Source organism: Gammaproteobacteria bacterium, assembly GCA_041395725.1.
In the GTDB taxonomy this organism is placed as follows: Bacteria; Pseudomonadota; Gammaproteobacteria; order Pseudomonadales; family Pseudohongiellaceae; genus NORP240.
Genome location: JAWKZW010000001.1, coordinates 93,349 through 108,597 on the forward strand (window position 1 = coordinate 93,349; position 15,249 = coordinate 108,597).

The window sequence follows — 15,249 nt, forward strand, 5'->3', positions numbered from 1 at the left end:
TCTGCGGTCAGGAACATCGATAATCCTCACGCTCAACATAGCACAGGCATGGCAACTCTTTAGCAACAGTGTTGCGAATCTTTGATCCGCTGTGGGCGTTTTAATCTATCAACCGGGTCGTGTTGCCTCACTTCCGAACAAGCCAGAAAAACTAGTCAACTCGGTGCGCATCCAGCTTCAGTTCATCCCACATCCAACGGCTGTCATAGGGCTTGTGTCCCTGTGTTGCGGCACGACGCAGTTCGTTATTCTCCAGAGACTTCAACCATTCTATGACCTGCTCCTTTCCCTTCCTGCTCTTTACACGCTGACGCGGGCTTTTGTCACCCAGCATGGGAATAGGTTCATCAAGACACTGACGGTAGTGTTGATCCAACATGTTGTGGATAACTTCAGCGGCAAGCTCAGGATCAATACTATCTGCCGGCTCCCCATCGTTATCGCTGTTGCGGTGGATTTGATTTTCAGTCATCAGTTGCTCGGGCGTCTGCAGTTTGATCAGCGCCGGGCCGACGAGACCATCCAGTAGCGCTGCCAATACCTCCTTTGCGCGATTGGTCCGCTCCACGGAGTTGGTGGTAAGCGTCAATGCCCCCGGCGCTAATGCCAGTGTGCCACTGATCAGCCGTTGTCCCCCCTGATAGGTTTCTATGGACAGACCGCGTATTGATTTTTTGCCGCTGGCATCAGGCTCCGGCAACCATACCCAGGCAGTCCCATCCGGATTGTCGCGCTCCCATTCGGAGGCGGCATCCAGGCGTCGCATAATCTCATCAAGCTGCTCAGCAACGAACGGAAAACGGGTTTCGGTAAATACCAGTGTCTCTTCGTCACGGTTGACCATTTCAGGCATTGGCCCATGAAGGCGTTCCAGGATATCCATGAGCCAGATGGAGGTGAAGGCAGGAGCGGCTTCCTGCAGAAATAATTCGTCCAGGTTTTCCTCTAAGTTTTCGGTTCTGGCTTCCATACCGGTTGCCCACGAGTGTTCTCTTTTGAATTCTTTTCGTGATTCAGCGAGTACCCTCAGCAGGTCTTGTGCCACCTCCTGGGGAAATGGCAGCATGCCGCCGGAAAAAACATAATTACCATTTACATGCAGCAACCGCGCTGCAATCCGATCCCACTTGACCATATTTCTTGTACCCTTATGCTCATGGACACGGATCGTTTCTCCGCCACGCACCAGGTCACGCAAGTCACAATGACGGCCGGGTGAGACTTTAGTTACTTCGTAGAGGGAAAGTACAGAATCCCGAAGTTCTTGTAGATAGCGGCGGCCGGGAACACTCTCGCGCCAACCACGACGCTTCAGATAGTCATCGATAATATTCTTGTCATTCGGTGGTAACCGACGGCAGACGAAATCCTCGAACACCATTCCAAACAGCATGCCCCCGAATCCTGCTTCTTCAAGTTCCTGTATAAGCTCTTCCTGGCTTATATTGAGGTGGTCGCAAACGGGAGCTAAGTGAACATCGAACCTGGCCGTCTGTTCTTTCAGCCACCCGGGTTGCTCCATCCACTTCATAAGGTTTTGTACGGCTTTGTCAATATTGCTTTGCTTTCCCATAAACTTTATTCCGCGCATTGATCAGGTCAGGGGCTCCTCCCTGTTCTAGCCGTTCCCTCCGTCGCGGATCCAGATCGTTCCAATCATTTCACGAACCGACACATTCTTCTTCAACACGCGAGGCAGAATGTGGTCGACGTGCGGTTCGTACGTGAGGTCAGTCTGCATCAACGGCACGATTTCATTACCTTCGACCTCGAAATCATACGAGCGGATCATATTGCCGTCGGTCGCACGACCGACTCGTACTTCGTACGAACCGTCGACCAGCAGATCGTCAAGCATGAACAGTTCGGCGTTGGCTTCCATTCTGGCCTCGTGAGGATGAAACAGGCTGGCACTTGTGCGTTTAAAATGGCCAGTGGCGATATTGCCCAAGGTGCGTTTACTGTGGGCAACTACGTTGCCGTCGCGCAGCAATTCGATGAAAAACTGGTCACTGCGCTGGCCTTCTGGCAAGTCTAACCCACCAACCCAGAAATTCAATTCGAGGAAAGGTTCGTCTTTGTACAGGTTCTGGGTGAAGTGCGCATGCGTGCGCCAATAACCATCGAAAGCGAATGTGGGCTCAGGATTGAAGGGGTCATCACCCTTGCCAGTCTGAATAAGGCGTACGGGCAGTCGTGTAACAGGCTTGCCAGCGACAAGATATACAAGCGTGTAGATGCCTGGCTCGGTGAGCATAACCTCGGCGGGGCCTTGAATTCGGACGCGCGCGAATACACCGTCGCGCAGCGCTTCTTCGAAGTAGGGAAATCGGCTTACGACTTGACCTTCCGGGTCGAGCACCGCGACTTCACCGATGAAATCGCCCTCTCCCGCAAAAGCAACGATGTTATCGCCGAAACTGATCAGGCCGTTGGATTCGTCGAAGTAGGTATCCAGAATGGTTTCAAAGTCTACCGTTGGTTGAAAGTCCTGCGCGCTTACCGCAGGCAATATTGCGCAACCCGTCAGGGCAATAATCGTTGTAAAAATCCACCGCTTGAACAGCATCTCGAACTCCTGTGCGTGTAGGGAAGAGAAAGACGCCCCAACCTTTACCTTTCATGTATCGAAGGCTGCCATCGAAGACGGATGCCTAAAAGTGGCATTGTGCAACACCGATTCAGTCTTTATAACGGGGACTTCTGCGAAGACAAACATAAATCATATCGACCTGGATGTCGATGACAGCAACTACGACATTGCCACCTTGAACAAACACAGCGGCGAGTGCCTGTCCTGTAAAATCCAACCGACTCTTAAGGTCCTCCTCACTGTCTAATCCAAGCCCGATCCAAGATCAGGCCAAGGTCAAACCAAAGTCAATATCGATATTCGGTCAGACATCGATAGCTGACTTAATACTACTCTTACGTTCATCACTGCTGGCCCGAGGGATGCGCTCGTACCAGGGAAGCTGAGCTGGCCGCAGTACCGGGGACCCGGTCTGCATACACTATGCTATTAACCCGGCGAACAGGAATATCTGATGTAATGCGCGAATGTAAACCAGGGAACCGCTGATTACTTACAGGAGACTCAGTGTATAATCCGGCAGATAATAATCGAGACTGCTATCCCTATATTCTCACGATCAAGAGGTCAATCTAGGGAACCTCTGACCGCTTGATTTTACCACCCCCTTGTCGGTGCTTTATTCATGATCACACGACGCAGGACATTACTGGCGCTGGGCACAGGGATGCTGGGAACTCCCGGCCTCGGTCGGCTCGGCACAGTGATGGCCCAGTCTGCCGGTGAGTTCAGCGGATTCAGCAATCCGCTGCAGATCCCGCCCCTGGAGGCCGGCATGCTGCAGGCCCAGGGCAGACATTATAAACTGACCCTGCAGCATGGCAGTCGGGAATTTTTGCCGGACCGCCGCACTCAAACTCTTGGCATTAACGGGGACTATCTGGGCCCCACCCTGCTGATGCGCAAAGACGAGCAGGTCGCCCTGGACGTCCACAATCAGTTGAGCGAACCGTCTTCGCTGCACTGGCATGGCTTCCACGTACCGGCCAGCGAGGACGGCGGCCCCAACCAGCAGATAGAGCCCGGCGCCACCTGGAACCCCTCTTTCAAGGTTATGCAGAACGGCGGCACGTTCTGGTATCACTCGCACGTAATCCACAAAGCCGGTGAACAGGTCTACAAGGGACTGGCCGGCATGATTCTGGTCCAGGATCCGGCTGAGGAGGCGTTGGGACTGCCCGCAACCTATGGCGTCGACGACATTCCCCTGATCGTGCAGGACCGGCGCTTTGCCAGCAATGGCGACTTCAGCTACCTGTCCCTCTATGACGACAGGGTAAAGGGTGTCCACGGTGACACCATTCTGGTGAATGGCACCCTGCAGCCGGTTTTTACACCTGCCACACGCCTGGTCCGGTTTCGCCTCCTCAACGCCGCCAATGCGCGCACGTTTACCTTTGCTTTCATCGACAACCGGGAGTTTTATCAGATCGCCAGCGACGGCGGCCTGCTGAATGCCCCCCTGCCCATGAACAGGCTCGAGCTGGCGCCAGCGGAACGGGCGGAAATACTGGTGGATTTCAGCGACGGGCAGGAGGTCATGCTGCTCAGCCTGCCCATGCAAAGCAGTTTTCCGGCTTTCCCGGGGGCTATGAGCCGCATTATGCGTTCACTCAATGCCCAGACCTTTGATGTCCTGCGCATCAGACCGGCGGCAAACCGGGCAGGTGAACTGATCCTGCCGCAGCGCCTCGCCAGGGTGGAACGATTGCAGGCCGATCCAGCACTTCCGACCCGGGAATTCCGCCTGTCGATGGGCTTTGGCTCCCGCAGCGGCGAAGACCGGGGTCCGGGAACCGGCGCCCGCAACGGACTTGGCGGCGGCCACGGCGGAGGCCACTCCGCCATCAATGGGCGTATGATGGATCTGGCCTACATTAACGAAACGGTCTCCGTTAACAGCACAGAAATCTGGGAGCTCACCAACAACTCCCCTATGAGTCATCCGTTTCACGTTCACCACGGCCAGTTTCAGGTACTGGACAGAAACGGCGAGCCACCGCCAGCCAATGAGATGGGCTGGAAGGACACGGTCAAAGTGGGTTCGGGAGAACTGGTCCGTATCGTGATGCGCTTCGAGGATTTCGCCGACCCCAACAATCCGTACATGTACCACTGCCACATCCTCGAGCACGAGGACCAGGGTATGATGGGGCAGTTTGTTGTGGTTTGATCCTGCTGCGGTCTGATTCACCGGCAACTTCAGAGCCGGTATCGAAGAGCGCTGATTTAAAGGAAAAGCCGCCAGCAGATGTCTGTGTGTCGCTGCCCTGTTTACAAGAATCGGATTCGCTCGCGGACCTCTGCCAGAGTCAGGTTCACATCCGCCAGTACGCCAGTCGCACTGCTTCCAACAATGACTGCGACCCCCGCAATGGGTGGTAGCGTATCGATCTGGAAGCGTCCTTCCGTGCCGCGCAGGAAACAGTCCTCATCAAAATAGATGCGGTTGGTGGAATCCAGTTCATCGGCAAGCACCGAGTCGAAGCCGACTTTGTCTATGATGGCATCCATCGAGGAAATTTCGGCCACCTCGATACTTTGCTCCTTGCCGTTGATCACTAATGCCTGCATGGCTATTGCTCCCAATTTGATTAAAGTCCCGGAATCAGACAGATAGAGATGTTTCCATTACCAGGCGATGGGCTTACCGTCCCAGTCGATAAAAACTATTTCACTGGCATCGACAGCCTGGTCCACTTGCGCCATTAACCGGTCTGCCACGAACTGCGGCGTAAACAATTTTCCTTTCGGAACCGAGCCTTGAAACGGCCTGGAGAGTGGTGTGTCGGTTGTACCGGGATGGAATACCAGGAAACGCACGTTGGGGGCACGGCGGGCATATTCGATTGAGGCCGTCTTCAGCAGCATATTGAGTGCAGCCTTGGAGGCCCGGTAGCTGTACCAGCCGCCCCTTCGATTGTCCGTAATACTGCCGATGCGGGCACTGAATACCGCAACCCGACAGAGCCGGGCCCCGTTCAGGAGTGTGCCGAGGTGCTTGACCCACAGCATCGGGAGTACAGCGTTAACGTGAAAAATCTCATGAAGACTTTCGGAGGTCAGGTTCTCAAGGCGTTTTTCCGGTTTCGCAGTCTCACTGTGCAAAACCCCGTTGCAGATAAAGACCCGAGAAAAGCTGCTTTTGAAAGGCACCAGTTGAGACACCACCTGTGCGATGGATTCTTCGCTGTAGTCAGATCGCAGCCACAGCAGGCGATCACCCTGCCGGTCTGCCAGATCGGCGTCCACAGCCCGGCTGACACAGATTACCTGGTCTGTCGCTGTATCTGCCAACACTGCCTCCAACAATGCCCTGGCAATAGTGCTGCCCGCGCCTATTATCAGCGTTCTTTTATGACAACTCATGAAACCTCGGTCCTGGAAGTGACATCTGGCTCCATTTTACAAACTGCCGAATCCCCGGATGGCTTGCAGACGGTACAGCGTCGCTGACCGGTCAGCAGGAAGCTTATGGTATAGCGATGCCGGGCAAACACGCTGTAAGCCAGATCTGAAAACCAACGGACCACTGGCAATCTCAACAGTTTCAACCAGCGGTGCCTGCCAACCAGTGCCCAGGCTTCTGCCGACACATCGAGTCCATACACCATGGACCCATCGGCACGTTGCGCATGCAGGATCCGGTCTGCCCTGACTGGATCTATCCCGGGCCATCGGGTCCGGAAATCCTCGCGGTGAATATCGACGAAAAGAAGCGCGCCGTGTTTATCCAGATCCTTTAATTGCTGCACCTCCGCGACACACAATGGACAGAGGCTGTCGTAAAACATGGTCAATTTCATAATAGTATCGGATTCCGGTTAATAGAATTCAGCGAAGGGGTCACAGCCCTGATATAACGGCCCGGCGATGGCCAGCCTCGGCGACCCGCCTGGCTGTGCAAGTCGATGCACAATTTGAGTGAGAAGCCTGCTATTACGTAACCGTTGTTGTTTTGGTTGTGTCGTACTGACACTCGCGCAAAAAAATGCCGTAGTGAAGCCGGAGGTCCAGACTCATGCGGTCAGCGTATTAGGGCCTCGAATACAAAGGATCGAACCTTTCACATGGCTCACTACGAAAATCTCCGACTGATTCTTGGTGATCAACTCCATGCAGGTCATTCCTGGTTCAACTGCGTTGAGCCTGACACCCTGTACGTGATTGCCGAGCTGAAGCAGGAAACTGACTATGTGAGACATCACGTACAGAAAGTCTGTGGATTTTTCGCAGCGATGGAGCATTTTGCCAGGCAATTGACCGCAGCCGGTCATCAGGTCCTGCACCTGACTCTGGATGAAACGTCGCACTGGGCAAACCTGGACGCCATGCTCAGCGAGCTGGCGCAGCGCTACACAATCAACCACTTTGAGTATCAGCAGCCTGACGAGTACCGGCTGTCCGAACAGCTGGAGAAAATGAGGTTACCCCGAGGCATTGTGCCCAACGTGTGGGACACCGAACACTTTCTGCTGCCACATGGTGAGCTCTGTCACTACTTTAAGGCCGGCCAACACGTCAGGATGGAATCTTTCTATCGACGCATGCGACGGCGCTTCAACATCCTGATGAATGGCGACGAACCCCTCGGGCAACGCTGGAACTTTGACACCGAGAATCGGCAACGCCTGCGCGAAGAAGATATCGAGGTCATTCCCCGGCCTCTGCTCTTCAGCAACGATGTCAGCGCAATCCTGGACAGGCTGAAAAAGCATGGCATTAAAGCGCTCGGAACTCCCGCGGAGCAGCTGCCCTGGCCGGTAAACCGCGAACAGTCACTGCAGCTGCTTGCCCATTTCGTTCAGGCCTGTCTACCCGATTTTGGGCGTTTTCAGGATGCCATGACAGGTAACGGTGAGCACCGCTGGAGCCTCTACCATTCCAGGTTGTCTTTCGCGCTCAATTGCAAACTGCTTACGCCTGAGGAAGTGCTGAATGCTGCCATCGCCCGCTACCGGCAACACCCTGCTGAAGTGGAACTGGCCCAGGTTGAGGGCTTCGTGCGACAGATTCTCGGCTGGCGGGAATACGTGCGTGGCGTCTACTGGGCAAACATGCCCGACTATGCCGAAAGCAATGTACTCGACGCAGGCCGCATCCTGCCGGACTTTTTCTGGACCGGCGAAACGCGCATGCACTGCCTGCGTGAGGCGATTGGCCAGTCTCTGGAACATGCTTATGCCCATCACATTCAGCGCCTCATGGTGACAGGAAATTTCTGCCTGCTGACCGGCATCGACCCCGCCCAGGTAGACCAGTGGTACCTGGGAATCTATATGGACGCGCTGCAGTGGGTGGAATTGCCCAACACCCGCGGCATGAGCCAGTTTGCAGATGGTGGCCTGATCGCCACCAAACCCTATGCCGCCAGTGGCAATTATGTCAGCAAGATGAGTGATTACTGCAAGGACTGTTACTACCAGGTCCGGGAAAGGACCGGTGCCAGATCCTGCCCCCTCAACAGCCTATACTGGCATTTCATGAGCCGGCACAGGAACAGACTGGAGCGTAACCCCCGCATCGGCATGATTTATCGCAATTGGGACAAGATGACAGCGGGCGCAAGATCCGCTTTGCTGGATCGCGCCGAAGGGATTCTGGCCGACATGGAGAGCCTGTAGGACATCGATTATTTATTGATTCCTACCCTCAAAACCACTAAGTTACGCGGGTTATCCTATTCCCTCAGGGAGGCATCATGAAAAAGGCAGCTTCATTGCTGGCCTCAACTATTCTGGCTCTATCCGGGGTCAGCGGGGCAACAGCACAGGTCGATGACCGTTACGAGGTACCACGCACCGAGTGGGGACAACCCGACCTGCAGGGCGTCTGGAACTTTGCTTCCGATATTCCCATGCAGCGACCGGAACGTTACGGAGACCGCCAGTTCCTGACAGAAGAAGAGATTGACCAGATCAAGGCCAGAATGGCAGCAGCGGCAGCACGTGCGGAAGCACAGGCCAACCCGGAAGCCGCCAATCGTGACGCCCCACCGGCAGGAACCGGTAATCCGGGTGGCTATAACGATTTCTGGATAGAACAGGCCGGCATCGGCGAGACACGCCGAACCTCTCACATCGTCTATCCGTTAAACGGCCGGTTCCCACCGCGGGTGGAAGGTGCACCACTGCAGCGAGGCGGACTGGGGCCGGATATCCCGGGTGAGCGGCCGGTTCGCTACACAGTAGGCGGAATCTCCAAAGACGGTCCGGAAGATCGGGGCCTGTCCGAACGCTGCATAGTGGGATTCAACTCTGGACCACCGTTCAACCCCAGCATGTACAACAACAATGTGCAGATTTTCCAGAATCGGGATCACGCGGTAATCATGACCGAGATGATCCACGATGCCCGCATTGTGCCGATTTATGACAGCCCGGCGGATTTTCCCGTGCTGGATGACGACCTGCGTCTGTGGTCCGGAGATTCCCGCGGTTACTACGACGGCGATGCGCTGGTGGTCGTTACCGGTAATTTCAGCGGCCTTACCACCAGCTACAGTGCTTTCGGCACCGACCGTGACAAAGTGCTGAGAGAGCGCTTCACCCGGGTTAACTACGATACAGTCAATTATGAATGGTCGATTGAGGATCCCTCGACCTTCACCGACCGGATAGACGCAATCGTGCCAATGACCAAAGTGGCCGGCCAGCTCTACGAATACGCCTGCCACGAAGGCAACTATGGGATGGTCAATATTCTGCGCGGTGAACGCATGGCCGAGCAACGGGCCGCAGAAGGCGAGGGAGCCCAATAACGGGCCGTAACGGTCAGGAAGTAAATTCGGCCCCCGGCCGGGGCCTTACTGCCAGTTGGCCGGTAAATCCCGGTCCGCAGCAGAGTCCTCTACGACCGGATACAGCCCTGGTCAGAAGGCTGAAACAAGAGTAAAAAACAGCATCCCCTGTATCACTAGCACTAATCAGAGAGAAACAAGGTTACGCAATGAAGAAAATGAAAACTGTACTCAAGCAATGTGCCGCTCTCGCCGTGGCAGCCCTGGGAATACTCGCTGCTTCTGCAAGTCTGGCGCAGCCGCTGACGGAAATACCCCGCACCCCCAGCGGTAAACCGGATTTCAGCGGCATCTGGCAGGCAATCACCTCCGCGCACTGGGATATTGAACCCCATGTTGCCGCCTATGGTGAGGTACCTGAGACATTCGGCGCGCTGACTGCAGTCCCTCCCGGTCTCGGAATCGTGGAAGGCGGCGAAATTCCCTACACGGAAGTTGCGCGGCGTATTCGTGACGAGAACAAGGCCAACACGCTTGAGCGAGATCCGCTGGCAGCCTGCTATATGCCGGGCGTTCCACGAGCCAACTACCTGCCGTTTCCTTTTCAGATCGTCCAGTCCCAGGACGTAATCCTGATTGCCTATGAATTCGCTGAATCAAATCGAATTCTCTACGTCGATCAGCCGGAAATTGAATCCCAGGTCGATGCCTGGATGGGCCATTCCAATGCACATTGGGAAGGCGACACCCTCGTAGTAAGGGTCACCGGCCAGATGCCCGATACCTGGTTCGATCGCGCCGGTAATCACCACTCCTACGAGATGGTCGTTGAGGAACGCTGGACTTACGCCAGCCCCAACCACGTCAACTACGAGGCCACCATCACCGATCCACAGACTTTTACCCGTCCGTGGAAGATCAGCCTGCCTATCTATCGCCGGGTTGATCCGAATATGCAGCTGCTTGAATTCAAGTGCGCCGAGTTCGCCGAGGAATACCTTTATGGCGAGTACCGTAAGCCTGGTACCACCCGAGCGGGTGCGCGGCCGGACACCGATCAGTAGCCAACCGTTTCCGAATGGCAAAAAAAACCGGGCTGAAGCCCGGTTTTTTTTTGCTTGGCGATCAGCCCGGTGTCAGTCCGGGCTGCCCGCGGCTGGTGTGCCAGCGGCATTGCCCGTATTGATCGTAGCAAGTGGCGCCCCCTCATTGAAGAGATGCACATCGGTTTGTGGGAACGGGATTGACAGGCCTTCCTTATCGAAGGTCTTGTATACCTGCTCGTTCATGGTGAAATACACCGGCCAGAAGTCAGCCGCATTCACCCAGCAGCGAACTACGATATTGACGGAGCTGTCCGCCAGTTCGGTCAGGGCCCGGAAGGGTGCAGGGTCTTTGAGAATTCGATCGTCCGCGGCAATCAATCGATCAAGAACCGCATAGGCCTTGTCGAGATCGTCACCATAGCCTATACCAAAAGTCCAATCAACCCGCCGGGTGGCTTGGCTAGAGAAATTAGTCAACGAAGAAGTGGACAACGGGCCGTTGGGAATAATGATGGTCTTGTTGTCCGGGGTGGTCAGAATCGTGACAAAAATCTGGATCTCGTTCACGGAGCCGACATAGCCCTGGGCATCGATCACATCCCCGACCTTAAAAGGTTTGAACAGCAGAATCATCACCCCGCCGGCAAAATTCTGCAGTGTCCCGGATAATGCCAGGCCGACTGCCAGGCCGGCAGCACCGAGAATGGCGATGAACGAAGTCATCTCGACACCCAGCACCCCGAGGGCGGTGATATAGACCAGGACTTTCAGCAGAATCGAAATCATGCTGCTGAGGAAACCCCGCAAGGAGGGGTCTACCTTGCTTCGTTCAAAAATCCCTTTTACAACCCGGACGATAAATCCGGCTATCCACAAACCGATTACCAGGGTGGCAAGTGCTGCCAGCAGCTTGGTACCGTAGCTGATGGCCAGATCCACCAGCACGGCGGTATCAATATTCAAGTTTTCCATTATTTTTCCTTTGAATGAATCTTACTAAAAAGTGTGAGCGATGCTGACTGCAGAATAATCTGCGCACCCGCTATAGCCCTGCCGAAGACAGAAACTGTGCGCATTTTCGACTTTTTGTAAAGAAAGCACAATACGGCGGCCCAGGTCCCTGAACTTGCCGGTGTGGACAAGATTTTCCATCCTGGCCAAAGCTGGGCTAACATGGCCCCATGCTGCATCATCAGTTCATCAGGACGGCTAAACGCAACCTGCGCAAAACAGCGATCATCGACTGTAACAGGAATCGTGAGCTTAACTACGAGCAGGCTCTTATTGCCGCACTGATTCTCGCCCGCCGGTTTGGCAGGCTCGAGCGGGGCCGTATAGGTATCATGTTACCCACTTCTTCCGCCGGCGCCCTGGCTATTATTGGGGCCACAATGGCGGGCCTGGCGCCGGTGATGATTAATTATTCGACCGGTGCAGAAAAAAACTGCCTCTACGCGCAGCGCCAGTGCGACTTCAAAACCATCGTGACCACACGAGGATTACTGGACAAGACAGGTTGCCCGCCGTTACCGGACATGGTGTTCATCGAAGACATCATGGGCAGCCTCGGCAAGGGGGAGAAAGCCCTCGCCTTCTGCAAAAGCCGGCTGCCTGCAGGCCTGCTCTGTTTACTCAGCGGTAAGCGCAACAGCCAGGCCAGTGCCGTAGTGCTGTTTACCAGTGGCAGCGAAAAAGACCCGAAGGTGGTTCAGCTGACTCACGAAAACATCGAATCCAACATCGACGCCTTTTTCGAGATGATGAACATCGGCGATTTCGCTAGCATGTTGTCGGTCCTGCCCTATTTCCACGTATTCGGACTGACTGTCAATCTCTGGACGCCGCTGACCCGTGGCATGACCTCAATCGATTATGCCAATCCGCTGGAATTTAAAACCATTGCCAGGATCATTCGGGAAAAGAAGCCGGAGATCGTGGTGGGTACGCCCTTCTTTCTGGACGGCTACTTAAGGCAATCCAGCCCGGGCAGCTTTGCCAGTCTGCGCCTGGTCGTATCCGGCGCCGATAAGTGCCCCGAAACTTTGCGGGCCGGCTACCGGGCCAAGCATGGCATCGAAATTATAGAGGGCTACGGCACCACCGAGACCTCGCCGGTAATTTCCGCCAATCCGAGGCAGGCCAACCGCCCCGGCAGTATCGGCAAACCCATCCCCGGCACCGAGGTGAAAATCGTCAACTACGATACCGGCGCGGAATGTGATATCGGTGAGACCGGGAAAATCATGGTCAGGGGCAAGGGTGTCATGCCTGGCTATCTGAATGATACCGAAGAGACATCGTTGCGCCTTAAAGGCGGCTGGTATGATACCGGCGATCTGGGCTATGTGGACGAAGACGGTTATCTCTGGCATCAGGGCAGGCTGAAACGATTCGTCAAGATCGGCGGCGAAATGGTGTCACTGGTAAACGTGGAGGAAACGCTCAACGCGCTGACGCCGGAAGAAGTGGAATGCTGCGCCGTGGAGTTACCGGATTCCCGGCGCGGTTCGAAAATAGTAGCTGTGCTGACCCGGGAAGTGAATGAACAGGAGACCTTGAAAAAACTTGCCAGCCAGCTGCCTAACCTGGCCCTGCCTAAAAAGTTCGTGATAGTCCCTGAATTCCCCCGCATGGGCAGCGGCAAAACGGATTTTCGAACCCTGACAAAGATTGTCATTGAACAGGAAAGTGCGGAACGCTAGGAGGCTGACGGACTTAACCGATCGTAACGAGGGAAAGCCGGTTTGAGTCAGATTTTTCGACCTTTTGCGGCGAATAGTTGATCTATTTGACGAAAAAGATCGGGAAATCTGGCCGAATCCGGCTTTTCTGCAGTAGATCAATGTTAAGTCCGACAGCCTCCTGGCTCAGAAATCGGGATTACTTGTACAGAAAACAGGAAACTTCCTGGCCAGGGGGTGCATGCTGGTCCTGCAACGGGATGAGGCGGGGAGTATTGGTTCGACACTCGTCCATCACATGGGGGCAGCGCGGGTGAAAGGCACAGCCTGATGGCGGATCGATCGGAGACGGAACATCGCCCACCAGAACCTGCCGCTGACTGTGGTGCCGCGGGTCCGGTACCGGAATTGCAGAAATCAGCGACTGTGTATAGGGGTGCCTGGCATTCTCATAGATAGATTGGCCTGCCCCCTCCTCCACCAGCCTGCCCAGATACATGATGGCAATGCGATCCGACACGTGCTTGACGACCGCCAGGTCATGCGCAATGAAAAGGTAGGAAAGATTGAACTCCTGCTGCAGGTCAATCAGCAGGTTCATAATCTGGCTCTGAATGGATACATCGAGGGCCGAGACCGGCTCGTCACAGATTATCAGCTTGGGGTTCAAGGCGATGGCCCTGGCAATACCAATCCGCTGCCGTTGACCACCGGAAAATTCGAAAGGATAACGCGTGGCCGAACGGGATGGCAGCCCCACAATTTCAAGCAATTCCGCAACCCGTTTCTGACGGGCTTTGCGATTACCCATTTTATGAATGATAAAGGGTTCGGAAAGAATATCTCCCACCGTATGACGGGAATTCAGAGACTCCATCGGATCCTGAAAGATCATCTGGATGTCCTGGCGGAACGGTTGCAGCTCACGGCCCTTGATATGAGTGATATCAGTACCATTGAAAAGAATCTGACCGCCGGTGGGATTATAAAGCCGGGTCACACAGCGTCCCAGCGTGGATTTACCGCAGCCGGATTCCCCGACCAGGCCCAGGGTCTCCCCTGGAGCGATAGTAAGGCTGACACCGTCGACAGCTTTGTTGAACTTGCCGGTGCGCATGAAAATTCCTTCCTTCACCGGGAAGTGCATTTTCAGATCACGGACTTCCAGCAGCGGCGCTTCGTTGTGTTCCATGTTACTGCGCCTTCTCCTGGGAAATTTCCCGCCAGCGAATGCAACTCACACTGTGCACGCCATTCATTTTTTCAATCGGCGGTGGCAGTTTCGAACAGTCATCAATCCGATACTGACAGCGATTCTCGAATCGACAACCAGGCGGCAAATCCATGAGACCTGGCACCATACCAGGAATGATAGGCAATCTGGACTTGGGTTCTGTTTCCAGCCGTGGAATGGAAGCCAGCAGTCCCTGTGTGTAAGGATGCCTCGGTCGATCAAAAATATCGTACACGGTTCCCTGCTCCGCTACCCGGCCAGCGTACATGACCACCACCGAATTCGATGTCTCGGCTATGACACCGAGATCGTGGGTAATGAGAATGACGGCCATACCCATCTGATACTGTAACTCTTTGATCAGCTCGAGGATCTGGGCCTGGATAGTTACGTCCAGGGCCGTGGTCGGTTCGTCGGCAATCAACAGACTGGGCTTGCAGGCCAGCGCCATGGCGATTACCACCCGCTGCCGCATGCCACCGGACAGTTGGTGGGGATACTCGCCCATCCGCAGGTCCGGCGAGGGGATACCGACTCTTTCGAGCATTTCGATGGCGTCCCGCAGTGCAGCCTGCTTGGAAATTTTCTTATGCAGAAAAATGACTTCTGTCAGTTGTCTGCCAATAGTATGCACCGGATTCAGGGCCGTCATGGGCTCCTGAAACACCATGCCGATACTGCCCCCTCGGATCTGCTCCATGCGGTCCAGCGTTGCGCGCGTCAGGTCTTCGCCACGCAACAGGACCTCACCGCCCATAATGTGCCCCATGGGCTGGGGCAACAGACGCATCACGGACAGCGCGGTAACGCTTTTCCCGCAGCCGGATTCACCGACGATGCCCAGCGTCTCGCCGGCATCGACGCTGAAGCTGACATCGTCGACTGCCCGAACCCGACCCTCGTCGGTGTCGAATTCGGTGATCAGGTTATTGACTCTTAGAAGCGTGGCTACCATG

Annotated in this window: 13 protein-coding genes; 5 read left to right on the forward strand and 8 right to left on the reverse strand. The window is 55.1% G+C overall.

Annotated elements, in window-relative coordinates; translation table 11 throughout:
• Nucleotides 1-151: 151 nt before the first annotated feature.
• Nucleotides 152-1,573 (reverse strand): hypothetical protein, encoded by a 1,422-nt coding sequence (locus R3F50_00400; protein ID MEZ5488765.1) that lies wholly within the window; start codon nucleotides 1,571-1,573, stop codon nucleotides 152-154.
• A gap of 45 nt (nucleotides 1,574-1,618) precedes the next feature.
• Nucleotides 1,619-2,569 (reverse strand): hypothetical protein, encoded by a 951-nt coding sequence (locus R3F50_00405; GenBank protein ID MEZ5488766.1) that lies wholly within the window; start codon nucleotides 2,567-2,569, stop codon nucleotides 1,619-1,621.
• Nucleotides 2,570-3,218: 649 nt separating this feature from the next.
• Between R3F50_00405 and R3F50_00410 the strand changes: the two genes are divergently transcribed.
• Nucleotides 3,219-4,766 carry a multicopper oxidase domain-containing protein gene (locus tag R3F50_00410; GenBank protein ID MEZ5488767.1) on the forward strand — a complete coding sequence of 516 codons (1,548 nt, stop codon included), beginning with the start codon at nucleotides 3,219-3,221 and terminating at the stop codon, nucleotides 4,764-4,766.
• Nucleotides 4,767-4,867: 101 nt separating this feature from the next.
• Here R3F50_00410 and R3F50_00415 read toward each other — a convergent pair whose 3' ends face one another.
• The 3 genes from R3F50_00415 to R3F50_00425 are packed head-to-tail and all read right to left on the reverse strand — an operon-like array spanning nucleotide 4,868 to nucleotide 6,399.
• Nucleotides 4,868-5,167, reverse strand: a complete 300-nt coding sequence (locus R3F50_00415; protein MEZ5488768.1) for a hypothetical protein — start codon at nucleotides 5,165-5,167, stop codon at nucleotides 4,868-4,870.
• A gap of 57 nt (nucleotides 5,168-5,224) precedes the next feature.
• Entirely contained in the window at nucleotides 5,225-5,962 is a 738-nt protein-coding gene (locus R3F50_00420) for an SDR family NAD(P)-dependent oxidoreductase (GenBank protein ID MEZ5488769.1), read from the reverse strand.
• A complete protein-coding gene (locus R3F50_00425; GenBank protein ID MEZ5488770.1) occupies nucleotides 5,959-6,399 on the reverse strand; it encodes a DUF393 domain-containing protein in 441 nt (146 codons plus the stop codon). Before R3F50_00425 ends, R3F50_00420 begins: the two co-directional genes overlap by 4 nt.
• Nucleotides 6,400-6,663: 264 nt before the next feature.
• Between R3F50_00425 and R3F50_00430 the strand changes: the two genes are divergently transcribed.
• The 3 genes from R3F50_00430 (at nucleotide 6,664) to R3F50_00440 (ending at nucleotide 10,396) form a co-directional block, all read left to right on the forward strand.
• Entirely contained in the window at nucleotides 6,664-8,217 is a 1,554-nt protein-coding gene (locus R3F50_00430; GenBank protein ID MEZ5488771.1) for a cryptochrome/photolyase family protein, read from the forward strand.
• A 77-nt stretch (nucleotides 8,218-8,294) separates the two neighbouring features.
• Entirely contained in the window at nucleotides 8,295-9,353 is a 1,059-nt protein-coding gene (locus tag R3F50_00435) for a hypothetical protein (GenBank protein MEZ5488772.1), read from the forward strand.
• A 188-nt stretch (nucleotides 9,354-9,541) separates the two neighbouring features.
• Complete coding sequence (locus R3F50_00440; GenBank protein ID MEZ5488773.1) at nucleotides 9,542-10,396, forward strand: hypothetical protein; 855 nt, start codon at nucleotides 9,542-9,544, stop codon at nucleotides 10,394-10,396.
• Nucleotides 10,397-10,468: 72 nt separating this feature from the next.
• On the opposite strand, the gene R3F50_00445 is transcribed toward R3F50_00440, so the two are convergent.
• A complete protein-coding gene (locus R3F50_00445) occupies nucleotides 10,469-11,350 on the reverse strand; it encodes a mechanosensitive ion channel (GenBank protein MEZ5488774.1) in 882 nt (293 codons plus the stop codon).
• Between the two features lie 209 nt (nucleotides 11,351-11,559).
• Here R3F50_00445 and R3F50_00450 point away from each other — a divergent pair, with 209 nt between their 5' ends.
• Nucleotides 11,560-13,080, forward strand: coding sequence for an AMP-binding protein (locus R3F50_00450; GenBank protein ID MEZ5488775.1), 1,521 nt, complete (start codon nucleotides 11,560-11,562; stop codon nucleotides 13,078-13,080).
• Between the two features lie 178 nt (nucleotides 13,081-13,258).
• Here the strand turns inward: R3F50_00450 and R3F50_00455 are convergent, their stop codons facing one another.
• Both R3F50_00455 and R3F50_00460 read right to left on the reverse strand, forming a co-directional pair.
• The gene (locus R3F50_00455) at nucleotides 13,259-14,251 is read right to left on the reverse strand and encodes a dipeptide ABC transporter ATP-binding protein (GenBank protein ID MEZ5488776.1); all 993 of its coding nucleotides are present in this window, start codon (nucleotides 14,249-14,251) and stop codon (nucleotides 13,259-13,261) included.
• 1 nt (nucleotide 14,252) lies between these two features.
• Entirely contained in the window at nucleotides 14,253-15,248 is a 996-nt protein-coding gene (locus tag R3F50_00460) for an ABC transporter ATP-binding protein (protein MEZ5488777.1), read from the reverse strand.
• Nucleotide 15,249: the final 1 nt, after the last annotated feature.

Excerpts from the sequence above, each read along its gene's own strand:
- R3F50_00400 (MEZ5488765.1), bottom strand. The coding sequence starts at position 1,573 with ATGGGAAAGCAAAGCAATATTGACAAAGCCGTACAAAACCTTATGAAG.
- R3F50_00405 (MEZ5488766.1), bottom strand. The coding sequence starts at position 2,569 with ATGCTGTTCAAGCGGTGGATTTTTACAACGATTATTGCCCTGACGGGT.
- R3F50_00410 (MEZ5488767.1), top strand. The coding sequence starts at position 3,219 with ATGATCACACGACGCAGGACATTACTGGCGCTGGGCACAGGGATGCTG.
- R3F50_00415 (MEZ5488768.1), bottom strand. The coding sequence starts at position 5,167 with ATGCAGGCATTAGTGATCAACGGCAAGGAGCAAAGTATCGAGGTGGCC.
- R3F50_00420 (MEZ5488769.1), bottom strand. The coding sequence starts at position 5,962 with ATGAGTTGTCATAAAAGAACGCTGATAATAGGCGCGGGCAGCACTATT.
- R3F50_00425 (MEZ5488770.1), bottom strand. The coding sequence starts at position 6,399 with ATGAAATTGACCATGTTTTACGACAGCCTCTGTCCATTGTGTGTCGCG.
- R3F50_00430 (MEZ5488771.1), top strand. The coding sequence starts at position 6,664 with ATGGCTCACTACGAAAATCTCCGACTGATTCTTGGTGATCAACTCCAT.
- R3F50_00435 (MEZ5488772.1), top strand. The coding sequence starts at position 8,295 with ATGAAAAAGGCAGCTTCATTGCTGGCCTCAACTATTCTGGCTCTATCC.
- R3F50_00440 (MEZ5488773.1), top strand. The coding sequence starts at position 9,542 with ATGAAGAAAATGAAAACTGTACTCAAGCAATGTGCCGCTCTCGCCGTG.
- R3F50_00445 (MEZ5488774.1), bottom strand. The coding sequence starts at position 11,350 with ATGGAAAACTTGAATATTGATACCGCCGTGCTGGTGGATCTGGCCATC.
- R3F50_00450 (MEZ5488775.1), top strand. The coding sequence starts at position 11,560 with ATGCTGCATCATCAGTTCATCAGGACGGCTAAACGCAACCTGCGCAAA.
- R3F50_00455 (MEZ5488776.1), bottom strand. The coding sequence starts at position 14,251 with ATGGAACACAACGAAGCGCCGCTGCTGGAAGTCCGTGATCTGAAAATG.
- R3F50_00460 (MEZ5488777.1), bottom strand. The coding sequence starts at position 15,248 with ATGGTAGCCACGCTTCTAAGAGTCAATAACCTGATCACCGAATTCGAC.